The organism is Natronorubrum texcoconense (genome assembly GCF_900100335.1).
In the GTDB taxonomy this organism is placed as follows: domain Archaea; phylum Halobacteriota; class Halobacteria; order Halobacteriales; family Natrialbaceae; genus Natronorubrum; species Natronorubrum texcoconense.
Genome location: NZ_FNFE01000002.1, coordinates 100,357 through 118,061 on the forward strand (window position 1 = coordinate 100,357; position 17,705 = coordinate 118,061).

The following is a 17,705-nucleotide window of genomic DNA, read 5'->3' on the forward strand; positions in this document are numbered from 1 at the left end:
TTCGACGGCGTGCTACCAGTGTTTGTTCGCGCGATCTACGGCCAACGTCAGAGCTATATAACTCGATGATACAACCTAGTTGTCAATGGCGCAAACACAGATCCAAGCCGCCCGCGAGGGGACGGTTACCGACGCGATGAAACGGGTTGCCGAACGGGAGAACCGAGAGCCGGAGTTCGTCCGAGAACAGGTCGCCGAGGGACAGGCCGTGATTCCGGCGAACGTCAATCACGACGCGCTCGATCCGATGATCATCGGCCGCGAGTTCGCGACGAAAGTCAACGCGAACATCGGCAACAGCGAGACGACGAGCGACCTCGAGGAGGAGTTGCGAAAGCTCCACACCGCGGTCCACTACGGCGCGGACACGGTGATGGACCTCGGCACCGGGAGCGATCTCGACGAGATACGCGAAACGCACGTCGACCACTCGCCGGTGCCGATCGGCACGGTGCCGCTGTACGAGGCGGTAAAGCGAGCGGGAGGTCCCGAGGAACTCACGACGGAGCTGTTGCTCGAGGTCATCGAGAAACAGGCCGAGCAGGGCGTCGACTACATGACCATCCACGCCGGCATTCTCGCGGAGCACTTGTCGCTGACCGACGGCCGCAAGACGGGAATCGTCTCCAGGGGCGGGTCGATCATGGCGTCGTGGATGGTGAGCCACGGCGAGCAGAACCCGCTGTTTCAGGTGTACGACGAGATCTGCGAGATCTTTGCCGAGCACGACGTTACCTTCAGCCTCGGGGACAGTCTCCGGCCGGGGTCGCTGGCCGACGCCTGTGACGAGGCTCAGTACGCCGAGTTGGACACCCTTGGCGAACTGACCCGTCGCGCCTGGAAGTACAATGTACAGGTGATGGTCGAAGGGCCGGGTCACGTTCCGATGCACAAAGTCGCCGAGAACGTCGAGCGCCAGCAGGAAGTCTGTGACGGCGCCCCGTTCTACGTCCTCGGCCCGCTCGTGACCGACATCGCGCCCGGCTACGATCACATCACGAGTGCCATCGGTGCCGCGATGGCCGCCGAGGCCGGCGCGGCGATGCTCTGCTACGTTACCCCGAAAGAGCACCTCGGGCTCCCCGACGAGGAGGACGTCCGCGACGGACTCGCGGCCTACCGAATCGCCGCCCACTCCGGCGACGTCGCGAACGAACGCCCCGGCGCGCGCGACTGGGACGACGCGCTCTCGGAGGCCCGCTATAATTTCGAGTGGCGCGAGCAGTTCGGCCTCGCGCTCGACCCCGACCGCGCCCGCGACTATCACGACCAGACGCTCCCCGAGGACAACTACAAGGAGGCCCGCTTCTGCTCGATGTGCGGCGTCGAGTTCTGTTCGATGCGGATCGATCGAGACGCTCGAGAATCGCGCCGCGGTTCTCGAAGCGGTCAGAGTCCAGAGGGATCCGACCAGCCACGCGAGGGCGGCGAGATGAACCGACTCGAGTCGACGACCGATCTCGAGGCCTCCCCCGCAGCCGAGGTGAATCGCCCGCCGGTCGGGACGCACGATTCCGACGCTCTATCGGCGGTCGGAGACGACAGTCAGTCCGTCGAGCAGGCCGGCGACGACTGAGAATCGGTCGAGGAACCGTGCCGTCCGGATCGGCGGCCACGACAATGCCGAGGACAGCAGATTGATACGTTGGTCGTCCCACGGGGAAGGTATGGACACGATTCGGATCTTGCAGGTCGACGCCTTTACCGACGAGCCGATGGCGGGGAATCCCGCCGGGGTCGTCCCCGAGGCCGATGGACTCTCCGACGATCAGATGCAGTCGATCGCCGCCGAGATGGCCGTCAGCGAGACGGCGTTCCTTCGTTCGAGCGAGACCGCCGACTATCGCATTCGGTACTTCACCCCCACCCAGGAGGTCGACCTCTGCGGGCACGCGACGATCGGCAGCTTCGCCCACCTCCACGACGAGGGGCTCGAGGCCGGGACCTACACCCTCGAGACGAACGTCGGCGAACTCGAGATCGAACTCGAGTCGGACGGAACGGTCTGGATGACGCAGGACACCCCGCAAATTCGCGAGGTCGACGTCGGCTACGGCCGCGTCGCCGACGCGCTCGGCGTCGGTCAGGCGGCCCTCGAAGGGGCGAGCGACGACATTCCGCTCGCGGTCTCCTCGACCGGCCTCTCCTTCCTGATCGTCCCGATCACCTACCTCTCGGACCTCGGAAGCGCCGATCCCGATATGCACGCGATCGAGAAGTTGACCGAGGAGGTTGACGCTACCGGCGTCTACCTCTTCACGTTCGACGCGCTCGACCGCGAGTCGACGCTCCACGGCCGAATGTTCGCCCCGGGAGCCGGCGTGCCCGAGGACCCGGTCACCGGCACCGCGAGCGGCTCCGTCAGCGCGTATCTCGACCGGTTCGGCGCGTTCGACGACGACTTTCCCGACGAACTCCGCCTCGAGCAGGGCCACTACGTCGACCGCCCGGGGCTGGTCCGGGCGCGCGTCGGGAGCGCAGTCGAAGTCGGCGGGCGCGGCGTGACCGTCCTGGACGGCTCGCTGGTCGTCCCCGAGGACGACGAGGACGAGATTCTCGAGGCTTGATACGGTTTGCTGTAACGGTTTGTCGGTGGGACCGCAGGGCGAATCGCGGTCTCACCGGAAATGACTTACAGCAGACAGTATGTGTCGGTCGCGGATCGTATTACTCGCGTTCGTCGCGTTCGACGTCGTCCGCACGACTCCTGCCGGATGCGACACCCGAGGACCGCGGCGTCGAAACCGGCTCGGATGTTGATCGGTCCCTCGCGTCGCCAGTCGACGTGTCGCGTCGCGTCTCGTCGCTCGACCGAGCAGGCCGGGAGTCCGACTCGAGGAGGTCGCGTTCGTCGAACGCCGCAGTAGTCTCGCCGCGTTCTAACGCCTGTATCTCCCGCCTCGTCTCCGCGATTTCGGCCTCCATACTGGCGAGACGCTCGTCGAGGTTCTTCAGCGTCACGCGCGACCGTCCCTTCGAGCCGAGTTTGCGGGCCGCAGCGCGGCCGGACGCACGAGGGAGCGTAAAAAAGAGCGCGTACGCCTTACCGAACTGCCAGACGACGATACCGAGCAGGCAGAACAGCAGCGTGATCGACGGGTTCGCCTGCTCGATCGCGGGCCCTGGATTCAACGGGTCCGCGAAGAGCAAGAGGAGCGCCGTTCGAAAGCCGGCGATGAACCCGAACGCGACGACCGCTACGCCGGCTACGAGCGCACCGACCGTGAGCGCCCGGTAGATGATCGCCCACCGGACGGGATGGCTGAGATCGAGATCCATGCCGGAGACAGTCACCAGATCGGTATAATCGCTTTGACCGATACGGTCGGGTAGTGACACCTCCTGTGGCGTTCCGTTGCGATTTTAACACAGCGTCGACGACGGCGTGAAAATCAGTGCGCTCCGCCGTCGTCGATGTTCTCGAGCGCCGTCAACGCCGCCTTCAGCACCTTTCGCTCGCTCCGACGGAGGTTCATCGAGACGGCGGTCTTCGAGATATCGAAGTGATCCGCCAACTCCTCGAGCGTCGTCTCGCGCGGCGTCTCGTAGTAGCCCGCTCTGGAGGCGGCCTCGAACGTCGTGCGTTCGGTCTCGGTGAGAGATCGACAGCCCTCGAGCAGTCGCATCGCGCTATCGGAGTTCTCCAGTAAGTCGAACAGGGCTGTCGGGCCGAGCTGGTCGCGATCCTCGACGGTGAAGTCGTTGTGTCGCTCGAGTTCGGCGAGCGTGCGATCCTCGTCGCCGTCGTCGTCGAAGCCGACGTGCCACCGTTCGCGGCCGTCTTCGATCCGGAACGGGCCGGTGATGTAGCCGCCGTTCCGATCGATCGTTCGCATCGCGTTCGTCTCCTCGATCGTCGTGCCGATCTGGGCGACGGCGTCGCGCTTCGAAAGGATGTAACACTCCGTCATGTTCGGGTGCTCGCGAAGTTCGCGGAGTCCGGTCTCGAGTGCCCCGGCCGTCTCCCCTTTCGCGATGAGCCGGGTCTCGAGTGTTTCGTCGTCGGTGTCCAGTTGCCACTGGACGGCCGAGAAGGCGATATCGACGTCATCGGTCGTGTCGATGAACGGACAATCGTACTGTCGCATGTCGATATCGAGATCGATCATTACTAGGTGGGAAATCACATACAAGGTCTTAATATTTACCATCAGTAATCATATCCCTATGTCTCGAATGTACCAGTATCAATGACAGATCGGTGCAGTTTCTCTCGAACGTGAGCCAAGAAGCCAATTTCGGGAATTGCACCGCTGTGCAGACACCGGCACGAACTGCAAGCGAAAACGACCGTTGATATGTTAACGGACGGCTTTTAGCGCGTGCCAAGGTAACGTACATCGAGCGAAAGCTATGTCTCAGGATCAGGTGACCCCACCGACGGTGACGGAAGACGATATTCAATCAATCGACGACGACGCGTTCACGAGTCGGAACGTCTGTCTCGTCACGGGCGGCGGATCGGGGATCGGCAGAGCGACGGCCCTCGCCGCCGCCGGAAACGGACTCACGGTCGCCGCGACGGACATCGACGAGGACGGCCTTCAGGGGACGATCGAACGCGGCGAGGAGCTCGGTCTCGAGGGCGATATCGAATCGATCGTGGGGGATTTGACCGACGACGCTCACCTCGAGCGGATCGTCGAGGAGGCCGCAGAGTACGGCGATCTCAAGTACCTCGCGAACGTCGCGGGGATGCAACACATCGACTCGATCGAGAACTTTCCGATGGAAACCTACGATCGAATGCACGAGATCATGCTTCGAGCGCCGCTCTATCTCTCGAAGCTCTGCATGCCACACTTCCGGGAGACCGAGGACGGACGGGGCTGTATCGGCAACATGTGTTCGGTTCACGGCCACTACGTCACCAGCGACAAGGTGGGGTACAACGTCTCGAAGTTCGGCCTTCGGGGACTCACGCAGTCGATCGCCGCCGAAGGCGACGGCGACATTCGCGCGTTCTCGATCAGCACCGGCTACGTGAAGACCCCGCTCGTGACGGACCAGCTCGCGGACACCGCAGAACAACGCGGTATCTCCGTCGACGAGGTGATTCAGGACGTGATGCTCGGCCAGTCCCGCGTCAAAGAGATGATGGAACCGGTCGACGTCGCCAACCTCTACCTGATCGGCTTCTCCGATCTCGGCCGCCACCTCGACGGCGGCGACCTAGTGTTTGATGGCGGCATGACGCTAACGTACGAGTAACGATGACAGGGAACACTACCGATCCGAGTCTCGAGGACGTCGACGAGATCGTTCACGAACCGAGTCAAGAGTTCGTCGAGTCGACGAACGTCTACGAGTTCATGCAGACGTACGGGATCGACGACTACGACGACCTCATCGAGCGGACGACGAGCGAGGTCGACGGCATCGAGGAGTCGGGCGTCGACTGGTTCTGGGACGAACTCGTCGACTACCTCGATATCGAGTTCTACGAGGGGTACGATGAGGTACGGGATAACAGCAAGGGGCCGCAGTTCACCGACTGGTATCCCGGCGGGGAGCTCAACGTCGCCCACAACGTCGTGGATCGCCACGCCGCCGTCGACGAGGAACGGCGAAATAAGGTCGCGACGATCTGGGAGGGCGAAGACGGCGAAGTCCGGGAGGTAACCTACCACGAACTCCACCGGCAGTCGAATCAGGTCGCGAACGCACTCGAGGAACGCGGCATCGAGACCGGCGACACCGTCGGACTCTACATGCCGATGGTCCCGGAGGTCGTCTCGATCCTCTACGGCTGTTTCAAGGCCGGCGCGATCGCGGTCCCCATCTTCTCGGGCTTCGGCGTCGACGCGGCTGCAACCCGAATCGCGGACTCCGAATGTTCAGTGTTGTTCACGGGTGACGGGTTCTATCGACGTGGGAATCCGGTCTTCCTCAAATCGGCGGCCGACGAGGCCATCGAGGAGGCCGGCCACGTCGAGGACACGATCGTCTTCGACCGACTCGGTTCCAGCGACACGGCCAGCGAGCACGAAATTCCGTGGGACGACGGCCGCGACGAGTGGTGGACCGACGCCGTCGAAACGCAGGACGACGCCTACGAGTCGAAGTCGCTCGACTCGAGCCAGGAGTCGATGCTGCTGTACTCCTCGGGGACGACGGGCAAACCGAAGGGGATCGTCCACACCCACGCGGGCGTGCAGGTCCAATGCGCGAAGGAGGTCTACTTCGGGATGGATCTGAAGCCCTCGGACCGCTTTTTCTGGGTCTCCGACATCGGCTGGATGATGGGGCCGTGGACGCTCATCGGCACCCACACCTTCGGCGGGACGGTCTTCATGTACGAGGGCGCGCCAGATCACCCCGAACCCGACAGATTCTGGGAGATGATCGATCGACACAAGCTGACGCAGTTCGGCATCTCGCCGACCGCGATTCGCGCGCTGCGAAAACACGGCGACCGTCAGACGCCGTCTGACGAGCCATCCGGCTCCGACGGAGCCGGAGACGACGACTGGCTCTCCGGGCACGATCTCTCCTCGCTCCGTCTCCTGGGATCGACCGGCGAGCCCTGGGACCCCGAATCCTGGCTGTGGTTCTACGAGAACGTCGGCGGCGGCGAAGCACCGATCATCAACATCTCCGGCGGCACCGAGATCTGTGGCTGTTTCCTGATGCCGATGCCGACCGAACCGCTCAAACCCTGTACGCTCGGCGGGCCGGGGATCGGGATGGACATCGATATCGTCGATCAGCAGGGGAATTCGGTGAAGGAGGACCACGAGCGCGGCTTCCTCGTCGCGAGGGACTCCTGTCCGTCGATGACGAAATCGCTCTGGTCGGGCGACGAGCGCTACCTGAAGGAGTACTGGTCGACGTTCGAGGACATGTGGAACCACGGCGACTGGGCCCAGCAGGACGAAGACGGCTTCTGGTTCCTCCACGGCCGGGCCGACGACGCGCTCAACGTGGCCGGCCGAAAGGTCGGCCCCGCGGAGGTCGAGGGTGCGCTCATCGACCACGAAGCCGTCAATCAGGCCGCGGCCATCGGCGCACCCGACGACACCACCGGAACCGCCGTCGTCACCTACGTCGTCCTCGAGGACGGCTACGAGGAGACCGACGAGTTGCGCGAGGAACTGCGCGCACAGGTCGGCGAGGAGTTAGGGAAGCCGTTCCGGCCGCGCGAAATCCTGTTCGTCGATGAGTTCCCCAAAACGCAGTCGGGCAAGATCATCCGGCGGGCGATCCAGGCCACGTACACGGGCGAAGACTTGGGCGACATGAGCAGCATCGAGAATCCGGCGGCGCTCGAGGAACTCGAGGACGCCAGATAGGCGACTCCGTCCCGTTACGTTTTACCCCCACGGGCCCGAACCGCCTCCAATGACTGCCCAGACCGTCCAGCAGGGCGACCTCGTCACCGTCATCGGCCTCGAGGTCCACGTCCAACTGGAGACCGACACGAAGATCTTCTGTGGCTGTTCGACCGACCGGACCGACGAACCCAACGAGAACGTCTGTCCGGTCTGTCTCGGCCTACCCGGCGCGCTCCCGGTCCTGAACGAAGCCGCCGTCGAGGGGGCCGTGAAGATCGGCAAGGCGATCGACGCCGACATCCCCGAGGAGACCCGATTCCACCGGAAGAACTACTACTACCCCGACCTGCCCAAGAACTTCCAGATCACCCAGTACGACGAGCCGATCTGTCAGGAGGGCGAACTCGAGGTCTCCGTCGAGGGCGATCGCCGGACGGTCGCGATCGAGCGCGCACACTTAGAGGAGGACCCGGGCAGCCTCCAACACGTCGGCGGCGGTGGCGGCATCGACTCGGCTGAGTACACGCTCGTCGACTACAACCGCGCGGGGACGCCGCTGATGGAGATCGTCACGGCTCCCGACTTCCGCAGTCCGAGCGAGGTTCGAGCCTTCCTCGCGAAACTCGAGGAAGTCCTCGAGTACCTAGGCGTCTTCGACGCCGAACGGGACGGCAGCCTGCGGATCGACGCCAACCTCTCGATCATTCCCGAAGAGGAGATCGAAAGCGGCGACGTCACCGACATCGGCGCGGAGGCACTCGCCGCAGCGAACCGCACCGAGGTCAAGAACATCTCGAGTCACAAGGGCGCCGAGAAGGCCCTGGCCTACGAGGAGACTCGCCAGAAGAACGCGATCCAGCGCGGGCGCGCGGTCGAACAGGAGACCCGCCACTGGGACGAGTCCCGCGGGATCACGGTCTCGATGCGATCGAAAGAGGAGGAGAAGGACTACCGTTACTTCGAGGAGGCCGACCTGCCGCCGCTGCAGGTCGCCCACTGGAAGGACGAGATCTCGATTCCGGAGCTCCCCTCGGCGCGACGCGAGCGCTTCCAGGACGAGTACGGGCTGAACGAGGAGGCCGCCTCGAAGCTGACCTCGACGAAGCAGGTCGCGGACTTCTACGAGGACGTCGCGAGCGAGTTCGATCCCGATCTGGCTGCGACGTGGGTCGCGGACAACTTGCTGGGCGAACTCAACTACCGCGATATGGCGATTACCGATCTCGAGGGGCGCTTCGAGGAGGTGACGCGACTCGTCGAACTCGTCGCGGAGGAGGAGATCACGGCGAAAAACGCCCGCGAGACGGTGCTGCGATCGATGCTCGACGACGAGAAGGCTCCGGACGCGATCGTCGAAGACGAAGGGCTCGGCAAGACCGACGAGGACGAAGTCCAGCAAGCGGTCGTCGCGGCCATCGACGAGAACCCCGACGCCGTCGACGACTACGCGTCGGGCGACGACGGGGCGATCAACTTCCTCGTCGGGCAGGTCATGCAGAAAACTGGGGGGAGTGCGGATCCGGGTGACGTGAATCAGTTGCTTCGGGCCGAACTCGAGGGATAGGTACTGTACCCGTACGAGAATCGATGTCTCACGGTGGATCGTCGAGACCGTTCGGGTCGGTGGTCGCTCCGCTATCGTACATCGCTCTCCACAGTTTGATCGTTGCTCTGGCAACGTACTCGACATCCGAGACGCTGATGCACGACGCCTCGACATCACCGTCGTCGTTCGATGCATCCGGTGGTGGGTGGAAATGTGACTCATCGCTCGGCGCCGTATAATCGTGTGGGTGGAAATCCCACCGTAGATCTCGGCCATCGTCTGTGTAGTGGATGTTGTAATCTCCATCGACCGTCCATCCAACGTCGAACCTCCCAGACGTCGCATCCCCGATGCCGTCTGAGAAAAAGATACGTAGCTCTTCAGGCTCGATCGGATCATCGAATTCGGCCCGTGCTAACGGCTCCTGTGCGATGACCTCGTCGCGAAATGTGATCAGTCCACGACGATCAGTTGCACCGCGTATCGAGTGAGATTCTGAGCTGTGGCTCCCTGGCGACATCGCTATGCGTCCGCCTGCCGGTCGACGATATCTTCGGCCTGGTCGAGCGCGAGTGCGACTTTCGCGAAGCTGAGGTTTCGCTCGGTCGTCTTCCACGTTCTAATCATCTCCTCGTCGAGCTCCGTATCGTTCCACGCGATGTCCTCTGGGCTATCCACGCCAGTAGTCTCCTGAAACCCTCTGATCCGCTCTCTCATCTCGTTTACCTTCTGAAGCAGCGTCTCCGAATCCGTCTGATCAGCTATATCTCGGGCCTGCTCTAAGACTAACGACTGCCACGATCGAAGGTACAGCGTCGCACCGCTCGTCGGATCCGACGTTTTCTCGACGAACCCATCGTCTGCGAGATCCTCGAGGTGAGAACGAGCAGTGGATTCTGCGACCAACGCTCGGTCGGCAATATCACGTGCCGTCTCACCGTCATACGTCCCTCCAATTATCGACTTCACTCGCTGAAACGCTGTTGTATCCTCCTTCCACTCCTCTTTAACTACGTCATTAACATCAGCCATGCCCACGGAACACTACCGCACGAGTAATAATCAATCTGCGGGTCAGTATATCAATCTCAGTGAGCCATAGTCCCTGTGATCTCCACGACTCGAACCACCCATCGAGAGGCTCACTAATCTCGATCGATTTTGCCTGCCGCTTGTCGGCGACGACGCCACTATCGTCCATCCGTGGAGGAGAATTCGGAGGTCCCAGAATCGGCGTTCCGCTACCAGTACAGTTACCAACGGACGACGTGTGCAGTGTCGACATGGACCGTATCACGTTGGGGAACGACGAGTTCGAAGGGCGTAACAACGCGTACGTCCTCGCCGGCGAGGAGAGCGAGACGCCTCCGGAATCTCGTAGAGGCGGCGAAGCTGGCGACGACGAACTCACGCTCGTCGATACCGGACTCGCGACGGAAGGGATTCGAGCGGAACTGCGGGAGGGACTGGCCGAACGCGGCTACGCGTTTTCCGACGTCGACAACATCGTTCTGACCCACTTTCACGTCGATCACACGGGACTCGCCGGCGAGATTCAGGCCGAAAGCGGCGCGACGGTGTACGCCCACGAGGCCGACGCGCCGCTGATCGAGCAGGATCCCGACGCGGTGGCTGCCGTAGAGGAGCGGCGACGGGAGTACCTCGAGCGGTGGGGCGTCCCCGACGACGCCCAGGAGACGTTGCTGGAGTTCTTCGAGCAGGCCGCCCACCTCGAGGGCGAACCGGCCGAGGTCACGCCGATCGAAGACGGCGAGGTGCTCGAGGTCGGCGGTCGAACGCTCGAGGCGGTCCACGCACCGGGACACGCGGCGGGGCTCTGCTGCTTCGAAATCGAAACGGACGACAGATCGGAAGCGTTCGTCGGCGACGCCGTCCTCCCCGTCTACACGCCGAACGTCGGGGGCGCGGACGTCCGCGTCGAGCGCCCGCTCGAGCGGTACCTCACGACCCTCCGACGACTGGCCGATCGCGAGTACGACCGGCTCTGGCCCGGCCACCGCGATCCGATCGACGACCCCCGGGACCGGGCGCTCGAGATCGTCGACCACCACCGCGAGCGAAGCGAAAAGGTCCTCGGGATCCTCGAGGACCACGGCCCGGCCGACGCCTGGGAGGTGAGCGGACACCTGTTCGGAGAGCTCGAGGGAATCCACATCGTCCACGGACCGGGTGAGGCGTTCGCACATCTCGATCATCTCCACCACGAGGGCGTCGTCTCACTCGAGGGAGACACGTACCGAGCGTGAACGACACGGTTACTTTCAGTACACTCGAGCGCATCGTCCGGTAATTCGTCGATATTTTCCGCTGTAAGGAGATCGTTCCGCAACCGCTTCTATTCGTGTATTGTTATCGTCAGACAATAGTAGTCTGTTAACTACCCTCATCTTTAATATAGCGTGATTGGAAAGGAAGGACGGAGAGCCAATAGTGGTGAACAATGGTTAACAATGGTCGAAAACGCGGTGGACGATCTGGGATTGGACGACGAACATTTATCGGAGCAGCCGGAGCCGGTGCAGTAGCGACGACGTTTGCCGGCTGTCTCGGCGAAGACGACGACGACATCATCCGTATCGGTCACCTCGGGCCGGTCCAGATGGACATGGGGGCGGGGGCGGAGAACAGCGCCCAACTCGCGGTCGATCAGGTCAACGACGACGGTGGGATTCTCGACCAGGAGGTCGAACTGATCTCCGAGGACTCCCTCGCTGACCCCGGAGAGTCGATGACTGCGACCGAGCGCATGGTCGAACAGGAGAACATCGACGTCCTGATAGGGACGTTCGTGAGCGAGGTCACGCAGGGAATCGTCGACTACGTGGGCGAGGTCGACATCCCGTTCCTGATCACCGGGTCGGCGGATCCGATCACGCTCACCGATACGGTAGGTGAGGACTACGACCAGTTCAAGAACATCTTCCGGTCGGGCCCGATCAACTCCGACCTGCAGGCGCTCGGTATGGCAGACTACGCCGAGTTCCTCGCCGACGAACACGGCTGGACGGACTTCGCACACATCGCGGACGACGCCGCCTGGACGGTCCCGTTCTCCGAGAACCTCCCGGACGAACTCGAGGACCGCGGACTCAACGTCGTCCACGAGGATCGGCTGGCGCCGGGAACCGACGACTTCTCGCCGATGCTCAGCGACGTCAGCAGCGCCGACGCCGACGCGATGCTGCGCTTTTTCGCACACAACGTCGGCACGGGGATGCTCGTCAACTGGCGGGAAAACGAGTACGAGTTCGGTATCGAAGGGATTCACGTTCCAGGGATGTCGCCCGAGTTCTGGGACGACTCCGAAGGTGCAGCACTGTACGAAACGACGTCGCAGTCGGGGGCCGCGGGCGCCGCAGAGATCACCGAAGAGACGGTCCCGTTCACCGAAGCCTACGTCGAGGAGTACGGCGACAGTCGACCGAGTCTCCCGATGTACATGGGGTACAACTCCTACGACGCCGTCTTCGTCTACAAGAACGCCGTCGAGCGCGCCGGCACGGCCGACTATCAGGCGGATATCGATACGATCGTCGACGAACTACTCGAGACCGATCACACCGGTGCAACGGGGGAGATCGAGTTCTACGGCCCCGACTCGGAGTACCCCCACGACGTCATGGAAACGGAAGTGGACGGCACCATTTCGAACTTCCCCGTCACGCAGTGGCAGGACGAGGGCGAGTTCGAGTGCGTCTTCCCTCGCGACTTCGCGAGCGCCGACCACCTCGCACCCGACTGGATGTGAGACATGTTAGGTGCACTTATTTCGGTACTGGTAACGGGAGCGATGATCAGCGCCGTCTACGCGCTGATCGCGATCGGCTTTACGATGATTTTCGGCGTCGGCGGCGTGTTGAACCTCGCTCACGGCGCGTTGATCATGATCGGGGCGTACAGCTTTCTCGTCGTCACGTCAGGATCGACACTCGGAATACTGTCGCTTCCGACGGGGATCGGACTCATCGTCGCGATCGCCGTCGCCGCGGCCGCCTCGTACGTGCTCTACATCGGCCTCGTCGAGCACATCGAGGAGAATCCGGTGATCACGTTTCTCGCGACGCTCGTCGTCGCACTGATCCTCTCGGAACTGTTCGTGATGGGCTTCTCCTCGAGTCCGCGAACGCTGATCAACCTCGTTCCGGGGAGTATTCACGTCGAGCAGTTCGGCGTTCGCGTCACGAACATCGAGGTCGTCGGCTTCGTCGTCTCCTGGATCGCGATCGGGTTGCTGTGGTACTACGTGACCCGAACCGACGAGGGGAGATCGATCCTCGCGACGTCGATGAGCGAACGCGGCGCGCAGCTAACCGGCGTCGATCTTCCGAAGATCAAAGCCCGGACCTGGCTGATCGCGGGCGCGTTCGCCGGTCTCGCCGGCGTGTTCATCGGGACGCTTCAGTCGACGAGTCCGATCATGTGGCTCGATCCATTGGCGCTCGCGTTCATCATCGTCGTCATCGGCGGCATCGGTTCGATCAAGGGCTCGATCGTCGCGGCGTACCTGATCGGCTACCTCGAGACGCTGACCGTGGAGCTTCTCGGAGCCGGATTCAGGGGCACGTTCTCGTTGCTCGTGCTCGTCATCGTACTGCTCGTAATGCCACAGGGTCTGTTCGGGAGGGAGTGGGTCCATGAGTAGTGACACCGGCCGTCTCGGCGGCCCGCTCAACTCGATCGCAGACGGCTACAACGACCGCTTCGGACAGGTGTTCGGCGAGTTGAACGGCTTGCAGTTCGCGCTGATTATCGGCTCGCTACTCGTCTTGCTGCTCGTTCCCGTCTGGGCACCGCTGCTCGGCATGAGTGGTCTCCTGCGGACGCTCGCGCTCGCGTCGATCTGGGCTATCCTGGCGATGGGCTGGGACATCCAGAGCGGCTATACGGGCTACATCAGCTTCGGTCACGCCGTTCTCTCCGGCGGAGCCGCGTACACCACTGCGTTGCTTATCGGGAACGTCAACCCTGATCTCTCGCTCGCGGTGACGCTGCCGCTATCGGTCCTCGCCGCGTTGACGATCGGCCTCGTGATCGCCGTTCCGTCGTTGCGGCTCAAGGGGCCGTACTTCTCGCTGGTCACGTTCGTCGCCGGCCTGATATTTTACCAGCTCACCTACGCGTTCAGTGACTACACGGGTGGTGAACTCGGTGTGCGGGTCGGCCGGATCGACTTTACCGTCGGCGGATTCGAAATCACAACCTTCGATCCGGTGATGCGGTACTACGTCATGCTGGTCCCGATGCTGTTGATCGCGGTCACGCTGCTGTACGTCGCTCGATCGAACGTCGGGATGATCTTCGTCGCGATTCGGGAGAACGAGACGGCCGTCTCCGCCGCCGGGATCGACACGACCAAGTTCAAGATCTGGTCGTTCGTGCTGAGTTCGATCCCGATGGGGATCGGCGGCTGGCTGCTCGCACACTTCTACGGCACCGTGAACCCGTTGAACTTCCTGCTGGTCGACCGGAGCATCGAACTGATCGCGATGGCCGTCGTCGGTGGGATGAGTTCGATCCTCGGACCGATCGGCGGCGCGTTCCTCGTGATCGTCCTCCGCGAAGAGGTGTTGCGAATCTTCGGTGCGACGGGCCGTTGGGTCATGCTCTGGACGCTGATCCTGCTCGTGCTCGTCTTCGCCCGCGACGGGCTGTTCCGCAAACTATGGCACTATCTCGGGCGACTCGGCTCCCGAGACGGAGGTGAGAACTGATGAGTCTGTTCAGGTTAGACGGATTGACGAAGCGATTCGGTGGACTGGTCGCCGTCGACGACCTCTCGTTCGAGGTCGATCGCGGTGAGATCGTCGGTCTGATCGGGCCGAACGGGTCGGGCAAGTCGACCGTGTTCAACTGTACGATGGGACGGTACAAGGTCAGCGACGGGTCGATCCACTTCGACGGCTCCGAGATCACCGACTACAGAACACACGAAGTCGTCGAGAACGGTCTCTCGAGGGTGTCTCAGGAGTCCAACCCGATCACGGAGATGCCCGTCGCAGCCAACATCAAGCTGTTCACCCTTCCGAACAGCGTGCTGGCGTTCCGCGGCGGAGCCACCGACGAAGAGATCTACCAGTACGCGGCGCGAATCGATCTCGAGGACAAACTCGAGGAGATGCCCGACGAGTTGCCACACGCAGATATCCGGCGACTCGAGATCGCGAAGGCGCTCGCGACGGAGCCCGAGATGCTGTTGCTCGACGAGCCCTTCGCCGGGATGAACCAACAGGAGATCAACGATCTGGTCGATAAGTTCGAGGAGTTGCGGGAAGAGGGAATCACGATGATCGTCGTCGATCACAACATGGGCGGACTGATGAAGCTCGCAGATCGGATCGTCGTGATCCACAACGGAAGCAAGATCGCCGAGGGGTCGCCCGAGGAAATCGCCGAGAACGAGGCGGTCAAACGGGCGTACCTCGGCAGTACGGAGGCGATGTAGATGTCAGACAGCACCACGCCACACCTCGAGATCGACGATCTCCACGTCTACTACGGTAAAGCACACGCACTGCAGGGCGTCTCGATCGACGTCGACAACGGAGAGATATTCGGCGTCATCGGCCCCAACGGAGCCGGGAAGACGACCATGCTGAACGCGATCGCCGGCTTCCTCGAATACGACGGATCGATCCACTACGACGGTGTCGACCTCGCGACCGTCAGCCCTCGAGATATCGTCACTGACGGGCTCGTCTACTGTACGGAAGATCGGGACCTGTTCCCGTTCTTTACCGTCCACGAGAACCTGCAGATGGGCGCGCAGTTCCGGGACGACCGCGAGGCCGTCGAGGAGGACATGCGGATGGTCTACGACCTGTTCCCGCGGCTCGACGAACGCCGCGATCAGGAGGCCGAAACGATGAGCGGTGGCGAACAACAGATGCTCGCCATCGGTCGCGCGCTGATGAGCGATCCCGATCTGTTGATGTTGGACGAGCCGACGCTCGGGTTGGCACCGATCATCATCGAGGACATCAACGACGCGATCGAGAAGTTGAATCAGGAAGAGGGACTCACCATCCTGCTAGCCGAGCAGAACTCGACGTTCGCGCTCCGCCACGCCGAACGCCTCGCACTGCTCGAGACCGGGAGTATCGAACTCGCGGGATCCGCGGCCGAGTTCCAGGACAACGATTACATCCGCGAGGCGTACATCGGGATCCACTGAGGCGGTCGCTTCGCGGCTGACGTTTTTTTGAGAGTGCGTCGATAGTTCGAGTGACTTCCTCGGGCCGTCTCACTCCGGAAGGCCGCCCTGATACGCCGCGACGGCCTCCCGAAACGCGTCGGGGACGGCGACCGGCTCCTCGGTCTCGAGGTCGACGGCGACCTGCGTAACGCTGCCGTCGGCGAGCAGTTGGTCGTCGGCGTTTCGTTTCACGCGGTACTCGAACGTGATGCTGGCCGTCCCCATCTCGACGACGCGCAGTTCGTTGACCAGCACGTCGCCGAACTCGGCCGCGTCGCGGTAGTTCAGCTCCGTGTTGACGACGTGGACCTGCCAGCCGTCGGTCTCCATCTGCTCGTAGCTGTAATCGATCTCTCGAAAGAACTGGGAGACGGTCTCGTCCTGAAAGGTGAAGTACTCGCCGTAGAAGACGATTCCCTGCTGGTCGGTCTCGGCGAATCGGACGCGATTCTCGAAGACTGGCTGGAAGTCGGCTTCGGCAGCGTCGTCAGTATTGTCAGCAGTATCCATACCACCTACCGTCGTCGCGACGAGCAAAATCGTACCGGACTCGGCAACTGGCCGCCGCTACAGCGACTCGAGCGTCTCGAGATCGTCACCGTCGTGACCACAGATAACGGTCGCGTCGTGCCGTCGCTCGAGGTCTTTGACCGTCCGGAGGCTCTCGAGCCAGTGGCGTTTGCTCCAGAGTAACTGCCCGCCCATCGGCAGTTCGTCGTGATAGTTCGCTCGCGTGTAAGCTTGATCGCCAGCGAGGACGACGGTGCCGGCGTCCTCGAGTTCAAGTTGGACCCCGAGCAGGCCGGGCGTATGTCCTGGGAGGTGGACGAATTCGAGGTCCTCGACGAAGTACTCCCGGTCGCCGTGAACGATCTCCCAGTTCAGGTCGCGGTCGAAATCACCCGCCACGTAGGCCTCGTCGCCCGCGTCGGTCTTGGCGCTGTAGTAGGCGAACTGCAGTTCCTCCTCGTGGACGTAGACGGGCGTGTCGGTCCCCTCGAACGCGTACAGCCCGCCCGCGTGGTCGAGGTGGAGATGGGTCTGGATCACGCAGTCGATATCGGAGACGGCGTAGCCCGCGTCGGCGAGGTCGTCCTCGAGCGGCCGCAACCCGGTGTGTTCGAACGCGGCGTAGAGGTCGGCGGGCCAGTGGCCCGAATCGGCCTTCGGATGCGAGCCGGTGTCCCAGAGGATCGTCGCTTCGGGGTGGTCGATGACGAGGTTGTAGACGGGACCGTCGCCCATCACCGTCTCCGGGTTCGGCTCGTCGTTCGTCCCCAGCGTCGCCCCCTCGATGATGTTGTTGACGTCGGTGGTGATCGTGCCGCGCTCGATCGGCGTAACGGTCGCAGAAACCATGGTTGACACTGTGGCCGGCCGGGCATAATACCGGCGGCGGGAGCCCGTACCCGTGTGTCGGCGTTCGGGCCGTTCGCTGTGCATGCCTGCCGCAGGTCTACCTGATAGTTCGTCGTAGCTGTCACATGGTTCGACTCTCGACGATTATGATCATCGCCGGTATCGTGCTCCTGCCAGTCCCGATCCCACCGTTCGCGACCATCGCCGGACTCCTCCTTATCGTCGCGGGGGTCGCCCTCCGAGTGCTGACGGATCTGTAGCGGGCAGTTGGACCGCCCGCGAGCGACCGATGAGCGCCACGATCCGAAAAGCA

General features: G+C 62.7%; 18 protein-coding genes. 12 read left to right on the forward strand and 6 right to left on the reverse strand.

Annotated features, from left to right (window positions below):
• Positions 1 to 85 precede the first annotated feature (85 nt).
• Positions 86 to 1,576: a phosphomethylpyrimidine synthase ThiC gene (gene thiC / locus BLT08_RS06735; protein WP_090304205.1), complete on the forward strand. Its 1,491-nt coding sequence runs from the start codon at positions 86 to 88 to the stop codon at positions 1,574 to 1,576.
• A gap of 91 nt (positions 1,577 to 1,667) precedes the next feature.
• Entirely contained in the window at positions 1,668 to 2,567 is a 900-nt protein-coding gene (locus tag BLT08_RS06740; protein WP_090304208.1) for a PhzF family phenazine biosynthesis protein, read from the forward strand.
• 100 nt (positions 2,568 to 2,667) lie between these two features.
• On the opposite strand, the gene BLT08_RS06745 is transcribed toward BLT08_RS06740, so the two are convergent.
• Positions 2,668 to 3,279 carry a hypothetical protein gene (locus BLT08_RS06745; RefSeq protein ID WP_090304211.1) on the reverse strand — a complete coding sequence of 204 codons (612 nt, stop codon included), beginning with the start codon at positions 3,277 to 3,279 and terminating at the stop codon, positions 2,668 to 2,670.
• Between the two features lie 113 nt (positions 3,280 to 3,392).
• Positions 3,393 to 4,109 carry a helix-turn-helix domain-containing protein gene (locus tag BLT08_RS06750; protein ID WP_090304213.1) on the reverse strand — a complete coding sequence of 239 codons (717 nt, stop codon included), beginning with the start codon at positions 4,107 to 4,109 and terminating at the stop codon, positions 3,393 to 3,395.
• Between the two features lie 244 nt (positions 4,110 to 4,353).
• Here BLT08_RS06750 and BLT08_RS06755 point away from each other — a divergent pair, with 244 nt between their 5' ends.
• Genes BLT08_RS06755 through gatB form a run of 3 tightly spaced genes read left to right on the forward strand, consistent with a single transcriptional unit; the run spans position 4,354 to position 8,838 of the window.
• Positions 4,354 to 5,211 (forward strand): SDR family NAD(P)-dependent oxidoreductase, encoded by an 858-nt coding sequence (locus BLT08_RS06755; RefSeq protein WP_090304216.1) that lies wholly within the window; start codon positions 4,354 to 4,356, stop codon positions 5,209 to 5,211.
• A 2-nt stretch (positions 5,212 to 5,213) separates the two neighbouring features.
• A complete protein-coding gene (locus BLT08_RS06760) occupies positions 5,214 to 7,292 on the forward strand; it encodes an AMP-binding protein (protein ID WP_090304219.1) in 2,079 nt (692 codons plus the stop codon).
• Between the two features lie 49 nt (positions 7,293 to 7,341).
• Complete coding sequence (gatB, locus tag BLT08_RS06765; protein ID WP_090304222.1) at positions 7,342 to 8,838, forward strand: Asp-tRNA(Asn)/Glu-tRNA(Gln) amidotransferase subunit GatB; 1,497 nt, start codon at positions 7,342 to 7,344, stop codon at positions 8,836 to 8,838.
• A gap of 28 nt (positions 8,839 to 8,866) precedes the next feature.
• Here the strand turns inward: gatB and BLT08_RS06770 are convergent, their stop codons facing one another.
• Together BLT08_RS06770 and BLT08_RS06775 are read right to left on the reverse strand one after the other, a co-directional pair.
• The gene (locus tag BLT08_RS06770; RefSeq protein WP_090304226.1) at positions 8,867 to 9,340 is read right to left on the reverse strand and encodes a toxin-antitoxin system TumE family protein; all 474 of its coding nucleotides are present in this window, start codon (positions 9,338 to 9,340) and stop codon (positions 8,867 to 8,869) included.
• A gap of 2 nt (positions 9,341 to 9,342) precedes the next feature.
• Positions 9,343 to 9,852: a DUF7342 family protein gene (locus BLT08_RS06775; protein ID WP_090304229.1), complete on the reverse strand. Its 510-nt coding sequence runs from the start codon at positions 9,850 to 9,852 to the stop codon at positions 9,343 to 9,345.
• A gap of 251 nt (positions 9,853 to 10,103) precedes the next feature.
• Between BLT08_RS06775 and BLT08_RS06780 the strand changes: the two genes are divergently transcribed.
• From BLT08_RS06780 to BLT08_RS06805, 6 genes are all read left to right on the forward strand, one after another.
• The gene (locus tag BLT08_RS06780; RefSeq protein WP_090304231.1) at positions 10,104 to 11,087 is read left to right on the forward strand and encodes an MBL fold metallo-hydrolase; all 984 of its coding nucleotides are present in this window, start codon (positions 10,104 to 10,106) and stop codon (positions 11,085 to 11,087) included.
• A 194-nt stretch (positions 11,088 to 11,281) separates the two neighbouring features.
• A complete protein-coding gene (locus BLT08_RS06785) occupies positions 11,282 to 12,589 on the forward strand; it encodes an ABC transporter substrate-binding protein (RefSeq protein WP_175529252.1) in 1,308 nt (435 codons plus the stop codon).
• Between the two features lie 3 nt (positions 12,590 to 12,592).
• On the forward strand, positions 12,593 to 13,483 hold the full coding sequence (locus BLT08_RS06790; protein WP_175529253.1) for a branched-chain amino acid ABC transporter permease: 891 nt from the start codon (positions 12,593 to 12,595) through the stop codon (positions 13,481 to 13,483).
• Positions 13,476 to 14,552, forward strand: coding sequence for a branched-chain amino acid ABC transporter permease (locus tag BLT08_RS06795; protein WP_090304236.1), 1,077 nt, complete (start codon positions 13,476 to 13,478; stop codon positions 14,550 to 14,552). Before BLT08_RS06790 ends, BLT08_RS06795 begins: the two co-directional genes overlap by 8 nt.
• Positions 14,552 to 15,283: an ABC transporter ATP-binding protein gene (locus BLT08_RS06800; protein WP_090304240.1), complete on the forward strand. Its 732-nt coding sequence runs from the start codon at positions 14,552 to 14,554 to the stop codon at positions 15,281 to 15,283. Before BLT08_RS06795 ends, BLT08_RS06800 begins: the two co-directional genes overlap by 1 nt.
• Positions 15,284 to 16,012: an ABC transporter ATP-binding protein gene (locus BLT08_RS06805; RefSeq protein ID WP_090304242.1), complete on the forward strand. Its 729-nt coding sequence runs from the start codon at positions 15,284 to 15,286 to the stop codon at positions 16,010 to 16,012. It begins immediately after the preceding gene.
• 69 nt (positions 16,013 to 16,081) lie between these two features.
• On the opposite strand, the gene BLT08_RS06810 is transcribed toward BLT08_RS06805, so the two are convergent.
• A complete protein-coding gene (locus BLT08_RS06810) occupies positions 16,082 to 16,543 on the reverse strand; it encodes an acyl-CoA thioesterase (protein WP_090304244.1) in 462 nt (153 codons plus the stop codon).
• Between the two features lie 57 nt (positions 16,544 to 16,600).
• The gene (locus tag BLT08_RS06815) at positions 16,601 to 17,392 is read right to left on the reverse strand and encodes an N-acyl homoserine lactonase family protein (RefSeq protein WP_090304246.1); all 792 of its coding nucleotides are present in this window, start codon (positions 17,390 to 17,392) and stop codon (positions 16,601 to 16,603) included.
• Positions 17,393 to 17,517: 125 nt separating this feature from the next.
• Between BLT08_RS06815 and BLT08_RS06820 the strand changes: the two genes are divergently transcribed.
• Positions 17,518 to 17,652: a transporter gene (locus BLT08_RS06820; RefSeq protein WP_090304248.1), complete on the forward strand. Its 135-nt coding sequence runs from the start codon at positions 17,518 to 17,520 to the stop codon at positions 17,650 to 17,652.
• Positions 17,653 to 17,705 lie beyond the last annotated feature (53 nt).

What these genes read in the sequence shown, in the direction of transcription:
- BLT08_RS06810 (WP_090304244.1), bottom strand. Translation starts at nt 16,543, where the DNA reads ATGGATACTGCTGACAATACTGACGACGCTGCCGAAGCCGACTTCCAG.
- BLT08_RS06760 (WP_090304219.1), top strand. Translation starts at nt 5,214, where the DNA reads ATGACAGGGAACACTACCGATCCGAGTCTCGAGGACGTCGACGAGATC.
- BLT08_RS06780 (WP_090304231.1), top strand. Translation starts at nt 10,104, where the DNA reads ATGGACCGTATCACGTTGGGGAACGACGAGTTCGAAGGGCGTAACAAC.
- BLT08_RS06770 (WP_090304226.1), bottom strand. Translation starts at nt 9,340, where the DNA reads ATGTCGCCAGGGAGCCACAGCTCAGAATCTCACTCGATACGCGGTGCA.
- thiC (WP_090304205.1), top strand. Translation starts at nt 86, where the DNA reads ATGGCGCAAACACAGATCCAAGCCGCCCGCGAGGGGACGGTTACCGAC.
- BLT08_RS06755 (WP_090304216.1), top strand. Translation starts at nt 4,354, where the DNA reads ATGTCTCAGGATCAGGTGACCCCACCGACGGTGACGGAAGACGATATT.
- BLT08_RS06785 (WP_175529252.1), top strand. Translation starts at nt 11,282, where the DNA reads ATGGTTAACAATGGTCGAAAACGCGGTGGACGATCTGGGATTGGACGA.
- BLT08_RS06750 (WP_090304213.1), bottom strand. Translation starts at nt 4,109, where the DNA reads ATGATCGATCTCGATATCGACATGCGACAGTACGATTGTCCGTTCATC.
- BLT08_RS06820 (WP_090304248.1), top strand. Translation starts at nt 17,518, where the DNA reads ATGGTTCGACTCTCGACGATTATGATCATCGCCGGTATCGTGCTCCTG.
- BLT08_RS06775 (WP_090304229.1), bottom strand. Translation starts at nt 9,852, where the DNA reads ATGGCTGATGTTAATGACGTAGTTAAAGAGGAGTGGAAGGAGGATACA.
- BLT08_RS06740 (WP_090304208.1), top strand. Translation starts at nt 1,668, where the DNA reads ATGGACACGATTCGGATCTTGCAGGTCGACGCCTTTACCGACGAGCCG.
- BLT08_RS06790 (WP_175529253.1), top strand. Translation starts at nt 12,593, where the DNA reads ATGTTAGGTGCACTTATTTCGGTACTGGTAACGGGAGCGATGATCAGC.
- BLT08_RS06795 (WP_090304236.1), top strand. Translation starts at nt 13,476, where the DNA reads ATGAGTAGTGACACCGGCCGTCTCGGCGGCCCGCTCAACTCGATCGCA.
- BLT08_RS06815 (WP_090304246.1), bottom strand. Translation starts at nt 17,392, where the DNA reads ATGGTTTCTGCGACCGTTACGCCGATCGAGCGCGGCACGATCACCACC.
- gatB (WP_090304222.1), top strand. Translation starts at nt 7,342, where the DNA reads ATGACTGCCCAGACCGTCCAGCAGGGCGACCTCGTCACCGTCATCGGC.
- BLT08_RS06745 (WP_090304211.1), bottom strand. Translation starts at nt 3,279, where the DNA reads ATGGATCTCGATCTCAGCCATCCCGTCCGGTGGGCGATCATCTACCGG.
- BLT08_RS06805 (WP_090304242.1), top strand. Translation starts at nt 15,284, where the DNA reads ATGTCAGACAGCACCACGCCACACCTCGAGATCGACGATCTCCACGTC.
- BLT08_RS06800 (WP_090304240.1), top strand. Translation starts at nt 14,552, where the DNA reads ATGAGTCTGTTCAGGTTAGACGGATTGACGAAGCGATTCGGTGGACTG.